This window comes from Ruminococcus sp. AM26-12LB, from assembly GCF_003480785.1.
In the GTDB taxonomy this organism is placed as follows: domain Bacteria; phylum Bacillota; class Clostridia; order Lachnospirales; family Lachnospiraceae; genus Blautia_A; species Blautia_A fusiformis.
Genome location: NZ_QUJX01000014.1, coordinates 97566 through 118792, shown reverse-complemented (window position 1 = coordinate 118792; position 21227 = coordinate 97566). Strand labels below are relative to the sequence as shown.

The 21227-nt window shown below is 45.8% G+C and carries 17 protein-coding genes; 4 read left to right on the top strand and 13 right to left on the bottom strand.

The features are described from left to right. Window positions 1–24 precede the first annotated feature (24 nt). Both DW694_RS11900 and DW694_RS11895 read right to left on the bottom strand, forming a co-directional pair. A complete protein-coding gene (locus tag DW694_RS11900; protein WP_353615814.1) occupies window positions 25–1269 on the bottom strand; it encodes an ammonium transporter in 1245 nt (414 codons plus the stop codon). Between the two features lie 212 nt (window positions 1270–1481). After that, a complete protein-coding gene (locus tag DW694_RS11895; protein WP_182465503.1) occupies window positions 1482–2207 on the bottom strand; it encodes a TraX family protein in 726 nt (241 codons plus the stop codon). A gap of 173 nt (window positions 2208–2380) precedes the next feature. On the opposite strand from DW694_RS11895, the gene nudC reads away from it, so the two are divergent. Continuing rightward, the gene (gene nudC / locus DW694_RS11890; RefSeq protein WP_118753068.1) at window positions 2381–3217 is read left to right on the top strand and encodes an NAD(+) diphosphatase; all 837 of its coding nucleotides are present in this window, start codon (window positions 2381–2383) and stop codon (window positions 3215–3217) included. A 205-nt stretch (window positions 3218–3422) separates the two neighbouring features. Here the strand turns inward: nudC and glgP are convergent, their stop codons facing one another. Together glgP and DW694_RS11880 are read right to left on the bottom strand one after the other, a co-directional pair. After that, on the bottom strand, window positions 3423–5696 hold the full coding sequence (gene glgP / locus DW694_RS11885; protein WP_353615816.1) for a glycogen/starch/alpha-glucan family phosphorylase: 2274 nt from the start codon (window positions 5694–5696) through the stop codon (window positions 3423–3425). Between the two features lie 209 nt (window positions 5697–5905). Then, window positions 5906–6823: an AraC family transcriptional regulator gene (locus tag DW694_RS11880; RefSeq protein WP_015527280.1), complete on the bottom strand. Its 918-nt coding sequence runs from the start codon at window positions 6821–6823 to the stop codon at window positions 5906–5908. Window positions 6824–7107: 284 nt separating this feature from the next. Here DW694_RS11880 and DW694_RS11875 point away from each other — a divergent pair, with 284 nt between their 5' ends. After that, on the top strand, window positions 7108–8322 hold the full coding sequence (locus DW694_RS11875) for an iron-containing alcohol dehydrogenase (RefSeq protein WP_118753066.1): 1215 nt from the start codon (window positions 7108–7110) through the stop codon (window positions 8320–8322). A gap of 69 nt (window positions 8323–8391) precedes the next feature. Then, entirely contained in the window at window positions 8392–9771 is a 1380-nt protein-coding gene (locus DW694_RS11870) for an aldehyde dehydrogenase (protein WP_118753065.1), read from the top strand. A gap of 57 nt (window positions 9772–9828) precedes the next feature. Here DW694_RS11870 and DW694_RS11865 read toward each other — a convergent pair whose 3' ends face one another. The 8 genes from DW694_RS11865 to trpE form a co-directional block, all read right to left on the bottom strand. Beyond that, window positions 9829–11922 carry a glycoside hydrolase family 3 C-terminal domain-containing protein gene (locus DW694_RS11865; protein ID WP_118753064.1) on the bottom strand — a complete coding sequence of 698 codons (2094 nt, stop codon included), beginning with the start codon at window positions 11920–11922 and terminating at the stop codon, window positions 9829–9831. A gap of 184 nt (window positions 11923–12106) precedes the next feature. Next, window positions 12107–12880, bottom strand: coding sequence for a tryptophan synthase subunit alpha (gene trpA, locus DW694_RS11860; protein ID WP_118753063.1), 774 nt, complete (start codon window positions 12878–12880; stop codon window positions 12107–12109). Further along, a complete protein-coding gene (gene trpB, locus DW694_RS11855; protein WP_118753062.1) occupies window positions 12873–14057 on the bottom strand; it encodes a tryptophan synthase subunit beta in 1185 nt (394 codons plus the stop codon). Before trpB ends, trpA begins: the two co-directional genes overlap by 8 nt. A 1-nt stretch (window position 14058) precedes the next feature. Next, window positions 14059–14691, bottom strand: a complete 633-nt coding sequence (locus tag DW694_RS11850) for a phosphoribosylanthranilate isomerase (protein WP_330627205.1) — start codon at window positions 14689–14691, stop codon at window positions 14059–14061. Window positions 14692–14816: 125 nt separating this feature from the next. Beyond that, window positions 14817–15611, bottom strand: coding sequence for an indole-3-glycerol phosphate synthase TrpC (gene trpC / locus DW694_RS11845; protein ID WP_118753060.1), 795 nt, complete (start codon window positions 15609–15611; stop codon window positions 14817–14819). 129 nt (window positions 15612–15740) lie between these two features. Beyond that, window positions 15741–16754, bottom strand: a complete 1014-nt coding sequence (trpD, locus tag DW694_RS11840; protein ID WP_118753059.1) for an anthranilate phosphoribosyltransferase — start codon at window positions 16752–16754, stop codon at window positions 15741–15743. 57 nt (window positions 16755–16811) lie between these two features. Further along, complete coding sequence (locus DW694_RS11835; protein ID WP_110102896.1) at window positions 16812–17390, bottom strand: aminodeoxychorismate/anthranilate synthase component II; 579 nt, start codon at window positions 17388–17390, stop codon at window positions 16812–16814. After that, the gene (gene trpE, locus DW694_RS11830; RefSeq protein ID WP_118753058.1) at window positions 17387–18874 is read right to left on the bottom strand and encodes an anthranilate synthase component I; all 1488 of its coding nucleotides are present in this window, start codon (window positions 18872–18874) and stop codon (window positions 17387–17389) included. The genes DW694_RS11835 and trpE overlap by 4 nt, the downstream gene beginning before the upstream one ends. A 522-nt stretch (window positions 18875–19396) precedes the next feature. Between trpE and DW694_RS11820 the strand changes: the two genes are divergently transcribed. Continuing rightward, a complete protein-coding gene (locus DW694_RS11820; RefSeq protein WP_118753057.1) occupies window positions 19397–20074 on the top strand; it encodes a GTP pyrophosphokinase family protein in 678 nt (225 codons plus the stop codon). A 17-nt stretch (window positions 20075–20091) separates the two neighbouring features. On the opposite strand, the gene DW694_RS11815 is transcribed toward DW694_RS11820, so the two are convergent. Further along, window positions 20092–21075 carry an AraC family transcriptional regulator gene (locus DW694_RS11815; RefSeq protein WP_092068556.1) on the bottom strand — a complete coding sequence of 328 codons (984 nt, stop codon included), beginning with the start codon at window positions 21073–21075 and terminating at the stop codon, window positions 20092–20094. Window positions 21076–21227 lie beyond the last annotated feature (152 nt).

Here is a 21227-nt window from a genome sequence, read left to right as displayed (position 1 = left end):
ACATTAACAGGAAATGAACTCTTATCAGTCAAATCCATTGAATGACGGATATGCATTCTCTCCATGCTGGGATGCGTCCAGACCAACCAGTTCTTCCTTCGGATCTACACGAAGCGGTGTAAAAATACGCACGATTCCAATACAGATCAGTGTTCCCACAATGGCAACAGCAATGGTGATCACAATACTTAAAACCTGTGCCAGAAACAGACGGTAATCTCCAAATACAAGGCCATCCCATTTTGCAACAGAATTGATCGAAGATTTTCCGAAAAGTCCGGTTGCGATTCCTCCCCATATACCGCCAATACCATGGCAGCCAAAAGCATCCAGCGCATCATCGATCTTCAGTTTCTGCTTCAGAAGAATCACAGTAAAATAGCAGATCGGGCTTACCAGGATTCCAATGATAAAAGATGCCCAAACCGGTACGAATCCAGCTCCCGGAGTGATTGCTACCAGTCCGATAACAAGACCTGTAGATGCACCAACCAGTGTCGGTTTTCCCTCACGAATGACTTCGATCAGCATCCAGGTAAGCAAAGCACACGCAGAAGAAATACTGCTTGTCATAAAAGCATGTGCTGCAAGACCGTCTGCCTTCAGTGCACTTCCTGCGTTAAATCCGAACCAGCCAAACCACAGCATGGCTGCACCCAGGAAAACAAATGGAATATTATGGGTGCGGTAGGTTGCTTTTGCGTAGCCGCGTCTCTGTTTAAGATAAATGGCCAGTACAAGTGCACTGACGCCGGAGCTGATATGTACTACATTTCCTCCTGCAAAATCCACTGAGCCGATAGCTGCAAGAAATCCACCGTCTCCCCAGACCATGTGTGCCATAGGATAATACACGATCACAGACCAGATTGCAACAAAAAGAAGCAGTGCTTTAAAACGCATTCTTCCAACAACAGCACCTGTGATCAGTGCCGGTGTGATCATGGCAAACATCATCTGAAACGCTGCAAATACCAGATGCGGAATGGTATCTGCATAGGGCCCTGGCTCCCAGCCGACACCGTTCATGGCAAACCACCTGAAGTCACCGATAACACCACCGTGATTTCCGCCAAAGGCAAGTGAATAACCAAATAATGTCCACATCACAACGGACAGACCCATAATTGCTGCACACGCCATCATGGTATTGACAACATTTTTTCTCCGGACAAGTCCTCCGTAGAAAAATGCCAGCCCCGGTGTCATAAAAAACACAAAGGCCGTACAGATCAGCATAAAACCAGTATCTCCTGCATTCATAATCATTCCTCCTCGGTTCCCTCATTTATTTCTGCAACGCAAAAAGCGCCTGGAAATATAATTTCCAGACGCCTTTGTCATGGGAGTTATCATAGCAGATAATTTTTTTGATTTCAAGAGTTTTTCTTTAATTTTCTTATTTTCTTACAGACTTACTATGTTTTACTGATATGCTTTTTATTTTCAGCAATCTATCTGATACATTTTTTCAGCATCTTTTATACGATCCACATTTTGATCAAACTTAAGATCAGCAGATGTGCCGGATAGAAAATATAGAAAAACCACTTTGAAAACTTCGGTGCTTTTTCAGATTTTTCTCCATTATAGAAGCAGATAATGATAATTCCTGATACTACGATTCCAGCTGCTGAAAATATCGCATGAAACAATGCCTGTGCAGCCGGCAAAGTTTCTGCATAAGACGCGTAATTAAACGCTGCAAAAAGCACTGCTCCGATTCCATAAGCCTGAACCATTTTCTTCCTGTTTCCCCAGCCTGCATGAAACCAGAGAGTAAAAACAGGTGCCAGGATTGCCCAGTCCGAATAAATGGACAGTACCAGCAGAATGATTGTAAGCGGAACCCTCCACTTACTTGCTATCATCTTGTCCTGGATCACCAGGATCATAAAGCAGATAAACAGTGTAAAGATCATATTCAGCTGTGAAAAATCAAAGGCCATCATATAGGGAACCTGGGAGATTCCTGCAAAGATTAGAAGTCTTTCGCCATATTTCCTCCGGGAATGTGTATAGTAAAAACCTTCCACAAGAAAATAGCACATGGTGATGGCTGTGAAGTAACCGATGTCTATAAACACTTCCCACAGGATCGTGTTTTCCGGCAGAAGCACGTTGGCGATATGATTCAGAAGCATAGTGAAGATTGCTATGTATTTAATGGTATCCCGGGTCAGACCCTGCTTTTTTTCTGTTTGCATAATTTTCTCCTTTTCCTGCATAAGACAACAATCTTATCTTACACTTCCCATCTGCTGTCAGCAACTATTTTTCGTAAATTTACAGAATAGTTGCCTTTTTCTTAAGGTAAGTTTATACTGTAGAAAGCATACATAAAACACTCATACAGAACCAAAAACGAAAGGAATTTATCATGATCCAGGATATCGCACCACATACCTACCATAATGAATACAAACCTGTTGCCCCTGATAAAGCAAGCCACATTCTCGCCTATGAAGAGGGCAGGATCCTTATGAAAAAGGATGGCGAGACTATGACTCTTCCAAGCTTTGGAGAGCTGGAAGGAAAAGTTGAAAATCTCTATGAAAATTATATCTATCTCTTCTCCATTGACGAAGAGCATTTTTATCTGATCCCGGATCTTGACACCAGTCTCCTTCCTGGTTATCAGTTTGAGATTACAAGAGTGCTTCGCACAGCAGAACCTCAGTATCTGGCTTTTGCCGGAATCACCGGATATCAGCTCTTTCAGTGGTACAGCAAGCGTCGTTTCTGCGGCTGCTGCGGCCAGCCAATGGTACACGATAAGACAGAGCGCAAAATGATTTGTCCTTCCTGCGGAAACGGAGAATATCCGGTACTTTCCCCGGCTGTGATCGTTGGCATTACCAATGGCGACAAGCTGATCCTTTCCAAATATGAGGGCCGAAATCACACCCGCTACGCCATGATCGCGGGTTTTGCCGAGATTGGCGAGACTATTGAAGAAACTGTACACCGCGAAGTTATGGAGGAGATCGGCGTAAAGGTCAAAAATCTCCGCTACTACAAGAGCCAGCCATGGTCTTTCTCCGGCACTCTCCTGTTCGGCTTCTACTGTGACCTGGATGGTGACGACACTCTGACTGTAGACCACGATGAACTTTCCATGGCCTCTTGGTTCAAACGGGAAGACATTCCGGATGAAGGAGATAATATCAGCCTTACCAAGGAAATGATGATGGCATTTAAGCATGGAAAGGCCTGAAGTATCGCTTGCCTAATTCCGTAAACAATTTTTCGTAACCAATTTCACAAAAAAACACCGACCATTCATCTGTACCATGTCCTGTCCAGGCTGCCAGATCATCTCTGACATCTCAGACCCAGTACATATTTCCGATGAATGTCGGTGTTTTTATTTTTTATTTTTCTATTTTCTTCCGTACCGGAGTAATCTGGCTAAAACCAGTTTATTTCTCCGCTGTCAGATGCCAGATATCTCTGTTGTACTCTTCGATGGTTCTGTCTGAAGAGAAGTATCCTGCTTTTCCGATGTTTACAAGCATTTTCTCTGCCCATGCGGTTCTGTCCTCATAATCGGACAGTGCCTGATCTTTTACCTTCGCATAATCCTCGAAGTCAAGAAGAGTCATGAACCAGTCTTTGCTTACGATCTCATGATGCAGTCTTCTTAAATGCTCTTCACTTCCAATAGAAAGAAGCTCGTTTCCTACGATAAAGTCTACTGCACGACGGATGCGCTCGTCTTTTTCATAGAAATCTCTGGAGCAGTAGTCAGCCTTTTCATAGTGTTCGATAACCTGCTCACTGGACTCTCCGAAGATATAGATATTATCCTTGCCTACCAGCTGGCTGATCTCCACATTTGCACCATCCATGGTTCCCAGTGTTACAGCACCGTTGAGCATGAACTTCATGTTTCCTGTTCCGCTGGCCTCCTTGGAAGCAAGAGAGATCTGCTCGGAGATATCGCAGGCAGGAATCAGCTTCTCTGCTGCACTTACGTTGTAGTTTTCCACCATAACAACTTTCATGTACGGGGAAACCTCCGGATCATTGTTGATAAGCTCCTGTAAGCAGAGAAGCAGGTGGATAATATCCTTTGCGATAACATATGCAGGAGCTGCCTTTGCACCGAAGATAAAGGTTACCGGGCGCTGCGGCTTCTCGCCTGCTTTGATCTTCAGGTAACGGTCAATGATGTAAAGTGCGTTCAGCTGCTGACGTTTGTACTCATGAAGACGTTTGATCTGGATATCATAAACACTGTGTGTGTTGATCTCTTCACCTGTGTTGGCTTTGATAAACTCCGCACATCTCTTCTTTGCATCCTGCTTGATCTTAAGGATATTTGCAAGAACGTCCTGATTTCCCTTGAAGCCAAGCATCTTGTCAAGCTCAAAGGAATCCTTGCGGAAGCCGTCACCGATCATGGATGTGATGTACTCTGTCAGCGGATGGTTGCAGTGAAGGAGCCATCTGCGGAAGGTAATTCCGTTTGTCTTGTTATTGAATTTCTCCGGATAGATCTCATAGAACTGATGAAGCTCTGTCTCCTTCAGGATATCGGTATGAAGGGATGCAACACCGTTGATGGAAAATCCGTAGTGGATGTCCATATGTGCCATGTGTACCAGGTCGTTCTTGTCGATGATGGCAAGATTTTCCTGCGGATATTTTGCTTTGATACGCTCGTCCAGCTTGCGGATGATCGGCATCAGATGCGGAACAACCTCCTCAAGATAGGAGATCGGCCATTTCTCAAGTGCCTCTGCAAGAATGGTATGGTTGGTATAAGCGCATACATGAGATACGATCTCGCATGCCTCCTCGAACTCGATTCCACGCTCTGTAAGGAGACGGATAAGCTCTGGAATTACCATACTCGGATGTGTATCGTTGATCTGGATCACTGCGTAATCGGCAAGGTCATGAAGATTGCAGCCTTTTGCTGTTGCCTCATCCAGGATCAGCTGTGCCGCATTGCTTACCATGAAGTACTGCTGATAGATACGAAGCTTTCTTCCTGCATCATCGCTGTCATCCGGATACAGGAACAGTGTCAGGTTGTGGAGCAGATCCCTCTTATCAAAGGAGATTCCCTCGCCTACAATGCTCTCATCTGCAATATCAATATCAAAAAGGCGAAGCTTGATCGCTTTGTTCTCATAGCCTGCAACATCAATATCATACAGTGTGGATTTCAGCATAAAGCCCTTAAACGGCACGTAATAGGAAACGCCTGCATCTGTAAGCCAGCTCTCCGGCTGGATCCACGGATTCGGTGTCTCAAACTGAAGATGATCCTTAAACTCCTGTTTGAAAAGTCCGAGGTGATAATTAAGTCCGATTCCTTCTCCCGGAAGTCCCAGAGTTGCAATGGAATCCAGGAAACATGCTGCCAGACGGCCAAGTCCGCCGTTTCCGAGAGATGGCTCCGGCTCGATCTCCTCGATCATGGAAAGCTCTTTTCCGTTTTCTTTAAGATATTTCGCAACTTCATCATAAACGCCCAGATTGATCAGGTTGTTGGAAAGAAGCTTACCGATAAGGAACTCTGCGGAAATATAATAAATTTTCTTTTTTCCTTCCTGGTAGCCGCGGCCCTTCAGCTGCTCCTTTGTCCAGGAGAGAAGTCCGTGATAGATTTCCTCGTTTGTACAATCTTTTACATTTTTGTTATATTTGTCTTCAAATACTTTGCTTAATGTTTCCATTTTGATCTCCTTTCATGGATCTTGATGGGATGAAATATGTTTTTACAAGGTTGTTTGCTTTGTTTTTGATGATATTAGGATATCACGCATTTCTTTTCAAAAATATAACAATCCTGTCATGATATGCAAGATATTTGTCAGACTGTTTTTCACTTTTTACTGTAGCTCTGCATAAAAACATAACCGGTACATATGCGGTTGTTTCGGGATCTGTCTCAGATCTGTCTCATACTCTTCCTGTACTTATGCGGTGAAACCTTATTGGACTGCTGAAATTTCTTTATAAAATAACTTGTACTGTTAAATCCCACCTGCATGGCGATCTCCGTCACAGGTGCATCGGAATGCGTAAGAAGATACTTCGCCTTCTCCATACGGAAGTCATTGATGTATTCCACCAGGGTTTTTCCCGTATACTGGCGGAAAAGCTTCATAAAATAATACTCACTGTAATTGGAAAGTCCGGAAAGCTCTGAAACGGTAAGATTCTCCTGGTAGTGAAGGCTGATATGATCCAGCACTTCCTTTACTGCTGCAAGGCTCTTGTTCTGCTCTGTACTTACCGGGATAATATAATGCTTCGTCAGCATCTCATAAAAAAAATCAAAAAACAGCATTTTCAGCTTCACATAAAAATATGGCTTCTTCTCCGTATGACAGTCATGGATCTCCAGAAAAATTTCCCGTAGCTTCTCATATCCGGAATCTCCTTCTTCTATATGATGGCAGAATTCTGCCTTGTTTTCTATTAATGGTGATACCACACATTCCTGGCAGATATCTCCCGGCTGACCTGCAAGGAAACCCAGGCTGAAAACCACACTCTTATAATAAAGAGGCTTCTTAAGATCCGTGCGCATACTATGGAGAACTCCGCAGTTCACGATCAGGATATCCCCCTTTTTCAGGCGGATGCTCTCCCGGTTCAGTCTGGCAAAGCCACTGCCTTTTTCAATATACATGATCTCCATCTCACTGTGCCAGTGGTCATACAGTGCATGAAAGATCTCACAGTTCGCCATATAGGTTTCCACCGGCAGCTCAAAGGAACCGTGAGGGCTTAATTCTTTTAAATTATCATCCACTTCGGATACGTGAAGAGGATTTTTTGCGGATGTGTCTGTTTCTGGCATGATTTCCTCCGTGATCAATATCTATCCTGCGGACATTTGCCTTCCGCTGGATATCCAATCCTTGCATAATGATTCTGTTTGACTCCCTTAGTGTAAAGGATATTTACAACCATGACAATATTATATTTCCTGTTTTCTTTTTTATGACGTTACGGTTACTCTGTTCTCAGCAACACGCTTCGCGATGCACTTCCATAAACGGCAATCTTGACTTTTCCCCTTCCAACTGCTATATATAATATTTAGAATAAAATAATTTGACTTTAAAAGGAAAGAAAACTACCATGAATCCATTAAAAAAAGCTTACTGCCGGGTTTTCCAGAATGTCTTTAAATTCGCCCTTCCACTGCTTCCTTACCGCAATCCGAAGATCATCGGAAGCGTCAAAGGTATTCCGGAAGTTCTGGAAAAAAGAAACTATAACAATGTACTCATCATCACAGATGCAGGGATCCGAAGCCTTGGCCTTACAGAAAGACTGGAGCAGACACTGAAGCGAAGCTGCATCTCTTACCACATCTACGACAAAACCGTTGCCAATCCAACAACCGTCAATGTGGACGAAGCCCTTCACATGTATCTGGACAATGACTGCCAGGCGATCATCGGCTTCGGCGGTGGTTCCAGTATGGACTGTGCAAAAGCCACAGCAGCCCGCATTGCCAAGCCACACCAGTCTCTTGCTCAGATGAAGGGAATCCTGAAGCTCCACAAAAAGCTTCCTCTTCTCATCGCCATCCCCACGACTGCAGGAACAGGAAGTGAAACAACACTTGCTGCTGTCATTACCGATGCAGAAACACGGCACAAATATGCCATCAACGATTTTCCGCTGATCCCACGCTACGCAGTCCTTGACCCGAAAGTGACTTTAAGCCTTCCGCCGTTTATCACAGCTACCACCGGCATGGATGCCCTGACTCACGCAGTGGAAGCCTACATTGGAAATTCCACTACACCTGGCACAAGAAAAAATGCCCTGGATGCTGTCAGACTGATCTTTGAAAATCTGGATACCGCCTACACAGACGGCAATAATATTGAAGCAAGACGAAATATGCTCCGCGCCTCCTATTTCGCAGGCTGTGCCTTCACCAAATCCTACGTTGGATATGTCCACGCAATTGCACATTCCCTCGGCGGAAAATATAATGTTCCACATGGGCTTGCCAATGCAGTGATCCTTCCTATGGTACTGGAAACATACGGAGATTCCATCACTCACAAACTCCGCAACCTTGCCGTAACTGCCGGTCTCTGCGATAAACATGAGGACGATAAAACTGCTGCCCGGATGTTTATTGATGCAATAAAAGATATGAAAAAACGCTTTGGCATCGGAGACTATATCCCGGAAATCCAGGAAACGGACATCCCGGAGCTTGCCCATTACGCAGATAAAGAAGCCAATCCTCTGTACCCGGTTCCTGTGCTGATGGATGCCGGCGAACTTGAGACACTGTATTACAGACTGATGCCTCCGGCAGGCAATTGTTAAAACAGACATTGGCATAAACAGATTTCGATATTTCGAATACAGGATTTTTTCAGAAAGGACTATAATTCCATGGAAAAAGAACAGATCAACCAGCTTTTAGATAAACAGCGCCAGTACTTCTACTCCGGCGCAACTCTTGACCTTGATTTTCGCATCAGCGCCCTGAAACGTCTCCGCGCTTCCATCCGGAAATACGAGGATCAGATCCACGCTGCGCTGAAAAAGGATCTGGGAAAAAGTAATTTCGAAAGCTATATGTGTGAGACCGGACTGGTGCTCTCCGAGATCACGCATATGCTGAAAAATATCCGCTCTTATGTAAAGGAACAGACTGTTCCGACTCCACTGGCACAGTTCCATTCCCGCAGTTTCCGTAAACCATCTCCCTACGGTGTAGTTCTCATTATGAGTCCGTGGAACTATCCGTTTCTCCTCACCATGGAACCACTGGTAGACGCCATTGCAGCCGGAAACACAGTCATCCTGAAACCAAGTGCCTACTCACCGGCAACAAGTGAAGTGATCCGTCTTCTCATCCATGAATGTTTCGATGAAAAATACGTTGCAACTGTCACAGGCGGACGTGCGGAAAACACACATCTTCTCAGTCTGCACTTTGATTACATCTTCTTCACGGGAAGCCAGTCTGTAGGAAAAGAGGTCATGAGAAAGGCTTCCGAACACCTCACACCAGTCACTCTGGAGCTGGGTGGAAAAAGCCCCTGCATCGTGGACAAAACAGCCAATCTCCGCCTTGCGGCAAAACGTATCGTATTCGGCAAGTTCCTGAACTGTGGCCAGACCTGCGTGGCTCCGGACTACATCTACTGTGATCCGGAGATCAAAGAAGCCCTGGTCGCAGAGCTTCGCAGACAGATCACACGCCAGTATGGAAAAGAACCACTGAAGAACCGGAATTATGGAAAGATCATCAACGAAAAGCATTTCGACCGTATCAACAGTCTGATCGATCCTGCCAAAACTGTCTGCGGCGGTGGTTCCAACCGTGAAACACTTCAGATCGAGCCGACGGTTCTTGATAACGTAACCTTCGAAGATCCGGTCATGCAGCAGGAAATCTTCGGCCCGGTACTTCCGGTCCTCACCTATGACTCTCTCGGAGGTGCCGTAACAAAGATCAATTCCATGGCGCATCCGCTGGCTCTTTATATCTTCACCGAAGATGAAAAAAATGCCCGGGAAGTTACTTCCCGATGTGGTTTCGGCGGTGGCTGTATCAACGATGTCCTCATACATCTGGCAACCAGCAATATGGGCTTCGGCGGCTTTGGTGAAAGCGGCATGGGATCCTATCATGGCATCGACGGCTTCCGGACATTCTCTCATTATAAGAGTATTGTAGATAAAAAGACCTGGATCGATCTTCCTATGAGATATCAGAAATATCGGAAGATTTATGAAAAAATGGTACGGTTGTTTATGCGGTAGATATAAAGGGAGGGCGCTGCCTAATGCATCGCCCTCCTGTTACTTTAGATTTTCTTATTATTTTTCCCAGATGATCTTTACCGGCATGATCCCGGTCAGTTCTTTGCTTTTTTCATCAGGCTGGCTGCAGCCTGCATAAATTTCAAATTTCTTTCCTTCTTCCATCCGTTTTCCTGTTTCATCTACTACGGTGAATGCTTTTTCCCATATTGGGATTTCTATTTTTCGGCATTCTCCCGCCTTCAGGAATATCCGCTGAAAACCGGCCAGCATCGGATTGGGAATGGCATTTTTGCTGTCAATATTTTTTACATAGATCTGAACAACATCCTCTGTATCATATGCGCCGTTATTCTGCACTTCTACTTCCACGTTTATCTTCTGTCCACATGTTTTGACCTCTGCTTTATCTACTGCCACCTTACTGTACGTCAGACCATATCCAAAAGGAAACTGTGCTTTTCGTTCCATATAGCGATATGTTCTGCCCTTCATGGAATAATCGGTAAAATCCGGAAGTTCTTCCAGGCTTTCATAAAATGTCACCGGAAGTTTTCCTGATGGCGAGATTTCTCCAAACAGTACCTTTGCCGCTGCCTTCCCGCCCTGGCATCCAGGGTACCACAGCATCATGACTGCATCAAATTTCTCTGCCGCATATTTCAGATCAAGGTCACTTCCTGCCAGCAGACAGAATACTACCGGTTTTCCGGTATCTGCGATCGCTTCCATCAGTTCTCGCTGTACTCCGGGAAGTTCAATATCTTCTTTATCTCCCGATACATAGCTGTTTCCGGTGTCTCCCTCTTCCCCTTCCAGTGTCTCATCCAGTCCCATACATAAGATCACTACATCGCTGTTTTCCGCAACCACCTTGGCTTCCGCAATACGATCTCTGGTAAACGCAAGGTGCTCCGTCCGGTCTCGGAACAGATCACAGCCTCTGGAAGTAAGAATCCTTACATCGTCTCCCACATAATCCTGGATGCCTTCCTGTATGGTAATATACCTGGAAGCTGTCCCATGATAATTGCCGATCAGCGCCTGTCTGCTGTCCGCATTTGGTCCGATGATCCCTATTGTTTTCAGTTTTTCTTTATCAAGCGGAAGAATCCCGTTATTTTTCAGCAGAACAAAGCTTTTTTCCGCTGCTTTCTCCGCTGCATCCAGATGCCTGGGAGATTCCACCTCCAGATAGGAGATATTGTCATATTCGCTTCCATCAAACAACCCCAGCAGATACCTTGTGGTAAAAAGCCGCACTGCTGCCCGAGTTATGGTTTCTTCTGTGACAAGCCCCTTTTCGTATGCCTTCATAATGTGAAGATAGGTATTTCCACAATTCAGGTCACAGCCATTATTAATCGCCAGTGCTGCAGATTCAACGGCTGTATCCGTTACCATATGGTGTTCATGAAAATCACGGATCGCCCAGCAGTCTGATACAAAATGCCCCTGAAATTTCCATTCGCCTCTGAGTTTTTTCTGTAATGTGGGACTTCCGCAGCAGGGTTCCCCGTTTGTCCGGTTATAAGCTCCCATAACCGCTTCTACTTTCGCTTCTTTTACCAGACCTTCGAATGCCGGCAGATACGTTTCTTCCATATCTTTTGCGGATGCTTCCGCATCAAATTCATGACGGAGTGCCTCCGGCCCGGAATGTACTGCAAAATGTTTGGCACAGGCTGCTGCCTTCATTGTATCCCCATTTCCCTGAAGTGCTTTTACAAAGGAAACTCCAAGTTCTTTTGTAAGATACGGATCTTCCCCATAAGTTTCATGGCCTCTACCCCATCGTGGATCACGGAAAATATTGACATTAGGAGACCAGAACGTCAATCCCTTATAAATATCTCTGTCACCGTTTACGGAATATGCATTATACTTTGCTCTGCCCTCTGTTGCCACGATACCGGCCATCTCTGCCACACTTTTCCGGTCAAAAGCTGCCGCCATTCCGATTGCCTGTGGAAAAACCGTTGCCTGCCCTGCTCTGGCAACACCGTGAAGTCCCTCATTCCACCAGTTATACGCCGGAATTCCCAATCTTTTTATTGCAGGTGCATCGTACCTTAACTGACTGGCTTTTTCCTCCAGAGTCATCCTGGCAACCAGCGCTTCTGCTTTCTTCTTTGCTTCTTCCCGATTCATCCCCAATTTCCTCCTCACCTTTTTTTATATCATCTATCATTTGGTCTCTGACTGTCAAGTAGATATTTCCTGCAATTTTTCCGGCCTCTGTTCAGAGCAGGAAAAAATCTGCTTTACCCTTTCTTTGGGATAAAGCAGATTTTTATTACACTTTGTGATCTGTGTTTCAATTTCAGCCGGGAACTTATCTGATCGCATCCTTCATCTTTTTCACATAAGCCTTCACCTTCGGCACGCAGTCTTTGCCGTAGGCACCACAAAGCTTCACGATCGCAGATCCTACAATGGCACCGTCTGACTGATCTGCCATTTTTTTTGCCTGCTCCGGTGTGGAGATTCCGAATCCTACTGCACATGGAATGTCTTTCTGGGCTTTTACTAATTTCACCATAGCTCCGATATCTGTGGTAATGCTGGTACGCATTCCTGTTACACCAAGGGAAGATACGCAGTAAACAAAGCCTTCCGCCTCTTTTGCGATCATGGCGATCCGCTCATGGGAGGTCGGTGCGATCAGGGAGATCAGGTCAAGGCCGTACTGTTTACACACAACATCAAACTCTTCTTTTTCCTCAAACGGAACATCCGGAAGGATCAGTCCATCCATTCCAACTTCCGCTGCTTTCTTGATAAAACGCTCTGTTCCGTAAGAAAATACTACATTTGCGTAGGTCATGAATACCATTGGGATTTTTGTATTTTTACGGATTTTTTCTACCATTGCAAAAACTTTATCTGTAGTCACGCCACCTGCAAGTGCCCGGACATTAGCTTCCTGGATCACAGGTCCCTCTGCGGTAGGATCTGAGAACGGGATCCCAAGCTCGATCAGATCTGCTCCTGCTTCTTCCATTGCATAAACCAGCTGCTCTGTTACCTCCAGAGACGGATCTCCGCAGGTTAAAAAAGGAATAAATGCTTTTCCGTTTGCAAATGCTTCTGTAATTCTCTTATTCATGAATATCCTCCCCTCTGTAGCGGGCAATTGCCGCACAGTCCTTATCTCCACGTCCTGAAATGGTAACTACCATGATCTTGTCCTTTCCAAGTGTCGGTGCGATCTTTTTCGCATAGGCCACTGCATGGGCACTTTCGATCGCAGGAATAATTCCTTCTGTTCTGGAAAGATATTCAAAAGCATCTACTGCTTCGTCATCTGTAACAGGAACGTACTCTGCTCTTCCGATATCATAAAGGTGTGCATGCTCCGGACCTACGCCCGGATAATCAAGGCCTGCGGAGATGGAGTATACCGGTGCGATCTGTCCGTATTCATCCTGGCAGAAGTAAGATTTCATACCATGGAAGATTCCGAGACGACCGGTTGCGATGGTTGCCGCAGTCTCCGCAGTATTTACGCCACGTCCTGCTGCCTCACAGCCAATGAGACGAACGTCTTTGTCCTCAATGAAATTGTAGAAGGTTCCGATAGCATTGGAGCCACCGCCCACGCAGGCCAGGACAACATCCGGAAGTCTTCCCTCTTTTTCCAGCATCTGTTCTTTGATCTCCTTGGAGATCACGGCCTGGAAATCACGTACGATGGTCGGGAACGGGTGCGGGCCCATAACAGATCCCAGTACATAATGGGTATCTGCAATACGGTTTGTCCACTCACGCATGGTCTCGGAAACGGCATCCTTTAAGGTTGCGGTTCCGCTTGTGACTGCATGGACTTTTGCTCCGAGAAGACGCATTTTGTAAACATTCAGTGCCTGACGTTCCGTGTCTTCTTTTCCCATGAATACCTCACATTCCATTCCCATCAGTGCTGCTGCGGTTGCAGTTGCAACACCGTGCTGGCCGGCTCCTGTCTCTGCGATGACACGGGTCTTGCCCATTTTTTTTGCCAGGAGCACCTGACCAAGTACGTTGTTGATCTTGTGGGCTCCTGTGTGGTTTAAGTCTTCTCTTTTCAGATAGATCCTGGCTCCGCCAAGGTCCTCGGTCATATGTGCCGCATAGTAAAGACGGGATGGTCTTCCTGCGTATTCATTGAGAAGCTCTGTGAGCTCACGGTTGAATTCCGGATCGTTTTTGTAATGGTTGTATGCTTCCTCAAGCTCCAGAACGGCGTTCATCAGTGTTTCCGGGATGTACTGTCCGCCATGGATGCCGAATCTTCCTTTTGACATGTTATATTTCCTCCTTTATGTTCCTTACTGCGTATACTGCTTCTAATATTTTATCCGGGTCTTTGTGACCGTCGGTTTCTACACTGCTGCTTAAATCTACTGCCCAGGGGTGAAGCAGATGTATGGCCGATTCCAGATTTTCACAGCCCAGACCTCCTGCCAGAAACCAGGGACGTTTGATCGCCGGTACCAGACTCCAGTCGAAAGTTTCTCCTGTTCCTCCTGCGCCCTGATCCAGCAGAATATAGTCTGCTTCCGAACGGATCGCTTTCTTTATATCTGCTTCTGTTTTTATGGAAAAAGCCTTTATCAGAAGCTGGTCTGTCATGGTCTTAAGCTGTCTGATATAATTCTTGTCTTCCTGTCCGTGAAGCTGTGCCAGTGCGATGGTTCCTTCATTTAAAAGCTGTGCGGGAAGCTCCACCGGTGCATTGACGAATACGCCTACCGGCAAAATGCTATCATCCATTTCTTCCCGGAGAGCCTTCAATTGCTCCACGGTAACGTTTCTTCTGCTTTTTGGGAATTCTACAATGAATCCTGCAAAGTCCGGTTTAGCCTGGTTAACTGCCTGGATATCTTCCGGGCGGGTCAGGCCGCAGATCTTGATTCTGGTTCTGCTCCCATGTTTCAACGGTTGTTCTCTCATATTCTGCCAATTCTGCCCTTTCTGTCTGACGACCCTGCCCCTTCCTGTTTCGTTACTATTTGCTGCTGGTCAGCTCTGTTACTTATTTGCTCTATTCTTTCGTTTGGCCTTTATACAAGCGCTCCACCATTCAGATTTTCCAATGCTGCTTTCTTATCCGGGCTTCGCATCAGGGTCTCACCGATCAGGACTGCACCTACCCGGTTTCTTTCCAGGATAGCGATATCACCTGCGTTTTTGATTCCGCTCTCAGACACAAATACCACATTGTCCGGTGCCAGGTTTCGAAGACGGATGCTGTTATTCATATCAACCTTAAAGGTTTTCAGGTCACGGTTGTTTACACCGACGATCTTTGCACCTGTCTTTAATGCTCTTGCCACTTCATTCTCGTCATGAGCTTCCACCAGTGCATCCATTCCCAGAGTTTCAGCAAGCTCTCGGTATTCCAGGAGTTCCTGGTCATTTAAGATAGCACAGATCAGAAGTACAGCCGATGCGCCGAATGCTTTTGCCTGATAGATCATGTACTTATCCACCGTGAAGTCCTTCCGAAGGACCGGAATATCCACTGTTTCTGTGATCTCACGGAGATAAGTATCACTTCCCATGAAATAAAATGGCTCTGTGAGGCAGGAGATCGCAGATGCACCTGCTGCCTCGTATTCTTTCGCAATTTCCAGATACGGAAATTCCGGTGCAATCAGCCCCTTGGAGGGGGAAGCTTTTTTTACTTCACAGATGTAGGACATGCCCGGCTTTTTCAACGCTTCCAGAAAGGACGGCTGCTGTGGTGCTTTTTCAGCCAGAGCTTTCAGCTGATCCAGGGGAAACTGAAGTTTTTCCTTCCGGATACGTTCTCTTGTTTTTTCTGCGATTTCTTCCAGAATGTTTTTTTCACTCATTCTTTGTTTGTCTCCTTGATATTTCAGTTCAACTCTCATCCGGCAATTTCAAGAAGTCTGACCGATTAATGTTTCCGTTCATATCTCTTCCGATAGGGATTGCCGATTTCTCTTCTGCCGCTATTATTTTCAAATCTCGTTACTTAATTTGATAAATTCCGCAAGCTTGGCAGCAGCTGCACCACTGTCGATCAGATCTTCAGCCTTTCTTACGCCGGCTTCCAGGCTCTCTGCCTTTCCTGCGATATAAAGTGCTGCACCTGCGTTCATGCAGACCGCCTGACGCTTCGGGCCTTTTTCGGTTCCGTTTACAATGGCTTTTGTGATCTCTGCGTTCTCTGCCGGTGTGCCGCCTGCCAGATCTTCTTTGCTGCAGCGTGTATAGCCGAACTGCTCCGGTGTGATCTCATAGGACTGGAACCATCCGTCCTTGATCTCGCACACAGAAGTCGGTGCGCTCATGGAGATCTCATCCAGCTTATCCTGTCCGAAAACTACCATTCCGCGGTTCACGCCAAGCTTCATCATAACCTGTGCCAGCGGCTCTACCAGAGACTGGTCAAAGACTCCCATCAGCTCCATGTTTGCGCCTGCCGGGTTGCTTAATGGTCCGAGGATATTAAATACCGTGCGGATTCCCAGCTCTTTACGGATCGGTGCCACATATTTCATGGCAATATGATAATTCTGGGCGAACAGGAAACAGATGTTGATCTTTTTCAGGATCTCTGCACTTTTTTCCGGCGGGATGGTGATCTTTACGCCAAGTGCTTCCAGAACATCTGCTGCACCGCTCTTGGAAGATGCTGCACGGTTTCCGTGTTTTGCTACCGGAACGCCACCTGCTGCGATTACAAGAGAAGATGTCGTGGAAATGTTAAAGGAGTTTGCTCCGTCACCACCGGTTCCTACGATCTCCAGAACATTCATATCGTGGAGAAGCTTGATGCAGTGTGCACGCATTCCGGCTGCTGATGCAGTGATCTCATCAATAGTCTCTCCTTTCAGGGAAAGTGCAGTAAGGTAGGATGCCATCTGTACCGGTGTTGCCGCTCCGTCCATGATCTCATTCATTACGGCTTCTGCTTCGTCATATGTAAGATCTTCTTTTTTTGAAAGCTTGATGATTGCTTCTTTGATCATTGTTGTTTCCTCCTGTTCTGTAACGATTCTATCTTTTATGGATTGCTGTTCTCTGTCTTATCTGTCTCTGATAACCTTCATAAAGTTCTCGATCATTGTTTTTCCATCCGGTGTCATAACAGATTCCGGATGGAACTGTAATCCGAATATCGGATATTCTTTATGCTCCAGTGCCATCGCCTCTCCGTCCTCAGACTCAGCGGTAACAACCAGTTCCTCCGGTAAGGTATCCCGGATAGCTGCCAGTGAGTGATATCTGGCTGCCGGAAAAGTTTCCGGAAGTCCTTCAAACATCCGGCTCTTTCCAACTTTATGTATCTCTTTCTGCTTTCCGTGCATCAGCTCTTTTGCGTAGGATACTGTCCCTCCGAAGGCTTCACAGATGGACTGATGTCCAAGGCAGATACCCAGGATCGGCAGCTTGTCTTTGAAATATTTTATGGATTCAATACAGATTCCCGCATCCTCCGGTTTTCCCGGACCAGGGGAAAGGATCAATGCCTCCGGCTTCATGGCCTCCAGCTCTTTGATGGTCACTTCATCATTTCTTACCACTTTGATATCCGGCTTCACAGAACCGATCAGCTGGTAAACATTGTAGGAAAAGCTATCATAATTATCGATCAGTACTATCATTCCAGTCCCTCCTGTGCAGTTTCGATTGCCTGTACAACGGCTCTTGCCTTGTTGCAGCACTCCTGAAATTCACTTTCCGGAATACTGTCTGCTAAGATCCCTGCTCCTGACCGGATACAGATCTCACCGTTTTTCTTATAAACCAGGCGAATGGCAATACATGTATCCAGGTTTCCGGCAAAATCCAGATATCCGATAGCACCGCCGTAAATGCCTCGCTTGCTCTGTTCCAGTTCCTGGATGATCTGGCAGGCACGGAATTTCGGTGCTCCGGAAAGTGTTCCTGCCGGAAGGATGGCATCCACTGCATCCACTGCATCCCTGTCATCCCGGATCTGGCCGGTAACTGTGGAACCGATATGCATCACATGAGAAAAACGCTCGATGCACATATATTTTTCTACGTTCACAGTACCGATCTTACTGATCTTTCCGATATCATTTCGACCAAGATCCACAAGCATGTTATGCTCGGCACGTTCTTTTTCATCTGCCAGAAGTCCTTTTTCCAGCGCTTCGTCTTCTTCTTTTGTCTTGCCTCTTGGTCTTGTTCCTGCAAGCGGGAAGGTACTTAATTCTGTTCCTGCAAGCCTGGCAAGTGTTTCCGGGGAGGCTCCTGCAATCTCAATATCATCACTGGAAAAATAAAACATATATGGAGAAGGATTGGTAGCCCGAAGGACACGGTAAGTATCAAACAGGCTTCCCTCGGCTTTTGCTCTCATAGGATTGGAGAGGACTACCTGGAAAATATCTCCTTCATGGATGTAATGTTTCGCTTTCTCAACCATCTCACAGTATTTTGCTTTCGGGAACTGCGGCTCAATGGAAGATTTCAGTTTCAAAGACGGAAATTCCTTCTGTTTTCCGTTTCGGATCAGATCTGCCATCTCTTTTAATTTTGCTTCCGCCCTCTGATAGGAATTTTCCGGATCATCTGTCATCACACCGGTAATCAGAAGCACCTTCTGTCTGTAATGGTCAAAGGCGATCACCTGGTCAAAAAGCATCAGATCCATGTCCCGGAAATCCTGTACTGTTTCGTCAGTAAGCTCCAGCTTCGGCTCGCTATACTTAATGTAATCGTAGGAAAAATATCCTACCAGACCTCCGGTAAAGGTCGGCATATTTTCCAGCACCGGGCTTTTGTATTCTTTCAGGATCTCCCGAATGGCATCTCCCGGATGCTTCACCTGCTGTACGGTTTTTTCTTCCGTTCCGTCCTCATGGATTCTACGGATCTGAAGCTTTCCGTCTGTACAGGTGATCTCCATGGATGGCTCATATCCCAGGAAGGAATAGCGTCCCCATACCTCTGTCTGGCTGGCACTTTCCAGAAGATAGCAATGTCTGCTGGCTGTGCGTAAGGTCCTCATAACTTCTACGGGTGTATAGCGGTCGGAATACAGCTCTCTGCATACAGGGATTCGCCGGTATTCGCCTGACTGTGCGAGTTCTTTGATTTTTTCTAATGTTGGATACATATACAGGCCCTCCTGAGTTTTTCATTCCTTACCGGAGGACGGGACATTCGTGATCTGCATTCGCTGCTTGCTCATAAAATCAAGAAAAGCCCGTCTCCGACAGAATCTGGTTCTGTCAGGGACGAGCTCTAAATTCAAAATCACCCGCGGTGCCACCCTGATTCACGGTCTGACCCGTGCACTTGGCGGAATACCTTCATATTCCCGGCAACTGACGTATGCCCTCACGTCACAGAATACTTGATACCCGAAAGTATCTTTCCCTGTGCCCTCTACGGTCCATTTGATAAACTGCCTCTCGACCCGGCTCTCACCCTCCCGGACTCTCTGTGCGCGCATGAATATCTTTATCTCCGCTTCAACGGTTTAGTGGTTTACTTAATTAAATTTTTTTTATAAAATAGCATAGCTTTTCTGATATGTCAATACAAAAGTTGAAAAAAATGTCATTTTGTTCTATAATTGTATAAAAGCAATTGTTATAAATATCACATAAGAAAGGAGTTTCACCAGAAAAACACTATGGCTGAAAGAAATACAAACACCTGGCTGGACACCCCCGATCCACAGGTTTTTATCAAAAATTCCGCAAGATTCAATGATTTGATGATGATGTACCGCTGTACGGTCCGTGAGGTACGCACCAAGCTGGAAGTCCTCAACGACGAATTCTCACTGGAATATAAACGTAACCCGATCTCCTTCATCAAAACAAGGATCAAGAAGCCGGAAAGCATTTACAAAAAGCTCAAAAAGCTCGGCTATGAGTTTACTGCGGAGAATATTCAGAATCAACTGAATGACGTGGCAGGCATCCGTGTTGTCTGTGCCTTTATCGATGATATCTACACTATTGCAGACCTGATCACCAGGCAGGATGACATTACCGTCATCCAGGTAAAGGACTATATCAAAAATCCAAAGCCAAACGGCTACCGCAGTTATCACATGATCGTGGAAATCCCCGTATTCTTCTCCAAGGGAAAAACTCCCATGCGTGCAGAGATCCAGATCCGTACCAACGGTATGGATTTCTGGGCAACTCTGGAGCATCAGCTGCGTTACAAGCAGAATATCGAAGAAATGGACGGTTATGAGGATGTCAGCAATGAACTGCTGAACTGCGCCCGCACTGTGATCGATATGGATAACGAAATGCAGCGGATCAAAAACAAGATCGGACAATTCCATGATATTTAAAAAAACAGGTGAGGCTGTTACAGCCTCACCTGTTCTTTCTCACTGTTTTTCACCCGGAACGCCCGTGGTGTCATGTGATAATGTTCCTTGAATACCCGATGAAAATAACTGTTATTTTCATAGCCTACAGCCGCAATGATGTCACTGACAGGCAGATCTGTTTCACACATCAGCTCTACAGCCTTGTTCAGACGTTTTCTCTGAAGAAGTTCCTTGAAATTAAACCCTGTGCTTTTCTTGATCATCTTACTGAGGACATGCATGGGAAGATGCAGACGACCACAAAGCTCCGTCAGCGTAGCAGTCCGGTATTTCTGTTCAATATAATCCAGTGTTGTCATAGAGATCATATTTTCGTACTGATTGGGCAGACGCATCTCCACATACTGCACCGATTCTATCAGATACATGAATATCAGGCCCATTGTGGTCTGATTGATCCGCTCTCTGTTCTCCTCACCGTTTACAAGAGAATAGATGATATTTTCCAGAAGATTCTGGATCTGCAGCACTTCCGCAACCTTAAAATGAAGATATTCCCCACGCTCTTCATCCTGTCGCAGGACATTCACCAGAAAATCTGCCAGCATATTGTCATTGCCCGCCATGGAATAGGCCACATCAAAAAACTCCGGCAGCACCATAAAATTGATCGCAATATCATTCTGCCCCGCTTTCAGAATCTCATGCTTCGTAAACTGATTGAGAAAAAGCAGCTCGCCTTTGTTAACTATGACTTTTTTTCCGTCAATGATATTAGTCAGAGATCCCTCACACACATACAGCACTTCCACAAAATTATGCCTGTGAGCCGGAAAATACACAAAACGGGTGTGTGTACGCACAGCGATCAGCCTGCCTTCTTTCAGCATTTTACGGCTGTCCACAGTAAAGTCCCGACCGGATGTGTAGAGATCTCTATCCACCTCTGCTTCTCCATCCAGGATTTTTCTCTCTTCCTCTGTGATCTTTCTCAGCTGATCCAGTAATGCCTGCTGCATGTGTTTTGCTCCTTCATCTGTTCATGGTTTTCTATTCTGCTGTCCTCATTTTAACACCGCAGCCATAAGAGTACAACCAGAATCAAAAGACTGAAATTTTTTCGGAAACCTTCTATACACCAAATTCAAATATACGAAACAAGGCGGAGTCC

Bases quoted from the DNA above. Each gene is read 5' to 3' on its own strand.
- DW694_RS11820 (WP_118753057.1), top strand. From the start codon at position 19,397: ATGGCTGAAAGAAATACAAACACCTGGCTGGACACCCCCGATCCACAG.
- trpE (WP_118753058.1), bottom strand. From the start codon at position 18,874: ATGTATCCAACATTAGAAAAAATCAAAGAACTCGCACAGTCAGGCGAA.
- DW694_RS11900 (WP_353615814.1), bottom strand. From the start codon at position 1,269: ATGATTATGAATGCAGGAGATACTGGTTTTATGCTGATCTGTACGGCC.
- nudC (WP_118753068.1), top strand. From the start codon at position 2,381: ATGATCCAGGATATCGCACCACATACCTACCATAATGAATACAAACCT.
- trpB (WP_118753062.1), bottom strand. From the start codon at position 14,057: ATGTCAAAAGGAAGATTCGGCATCCATGGCGGACAGTACATCCCGGAA.
- DW694_RS11865 (WP_118753064.1), bottom strand. From the start codon at position 11,922: ATGAATCGGGAAGAAGCAAAGAAGAAAGCAGAAGCGCTGGTTGCCAGG.
- DW694_RS11835 (WP_110102896.1), bottom strand. From the start codon at position 17,390: ATGATAGTACTGATCGATAATTATGATAGCTTTTCCTACAATGTTTAC.
- trpD (WP_118753059.1), bottom strand. From the start codon at position 16,754: ATGATCAAAGAAGCAATCATCAAGCTTTCAAAAAAAGAAGATCTTACA.
- DW694_RS11895 (WP_182465503.1), bottom strand. From the start codon at position 2,207: ATGCAAACAGAAAAAAAGCAGGGTCTGACCCGGGATACCATTAAATAC.
- DW694_RS11815 (WP_092068556.1), bottom strand. From the start codon at position 21,075: ATGCAGCAGGCATTACTGGATCAGCTGAGAAAGATCACAGAGGAAGAG.
- trpC (WP_118753060.1), bottom strand. From the start codon at position 15,611: ATGAGTGAAAAAAACATTCTGGAAGAAATCGCAGAAAAAACAAGAGAA.
- DW694_RS11875 (WP_118753066.1), top strand. From the start codon at position 7,108: ATGAATCCATTAAAAAAAGCTTACTGCCGGGTTTTCCAGAATGTCTTT.
- DW694_RS11880 (WP_015527280.1), bottom strand. From the start codon at position 6,823: ATGCCAGAAACAGACACATCCGCAAAAAATCCTCTTCACGTATCCGAA.
- DW694_RS11870 (WP_118753065.1), top strand. From the start codon at position 8,392: ATGGAAAAAGAACAGATCAACCAGCTTTTAGATAAACAGCGCCAGTAC.
- trpA (WP_118753063.1), bottom strand. From the start codon at position 12,880: ATGAATAAGAGAATTACAGAAGCATTTGCAAACGGAAAAGCATTTATT.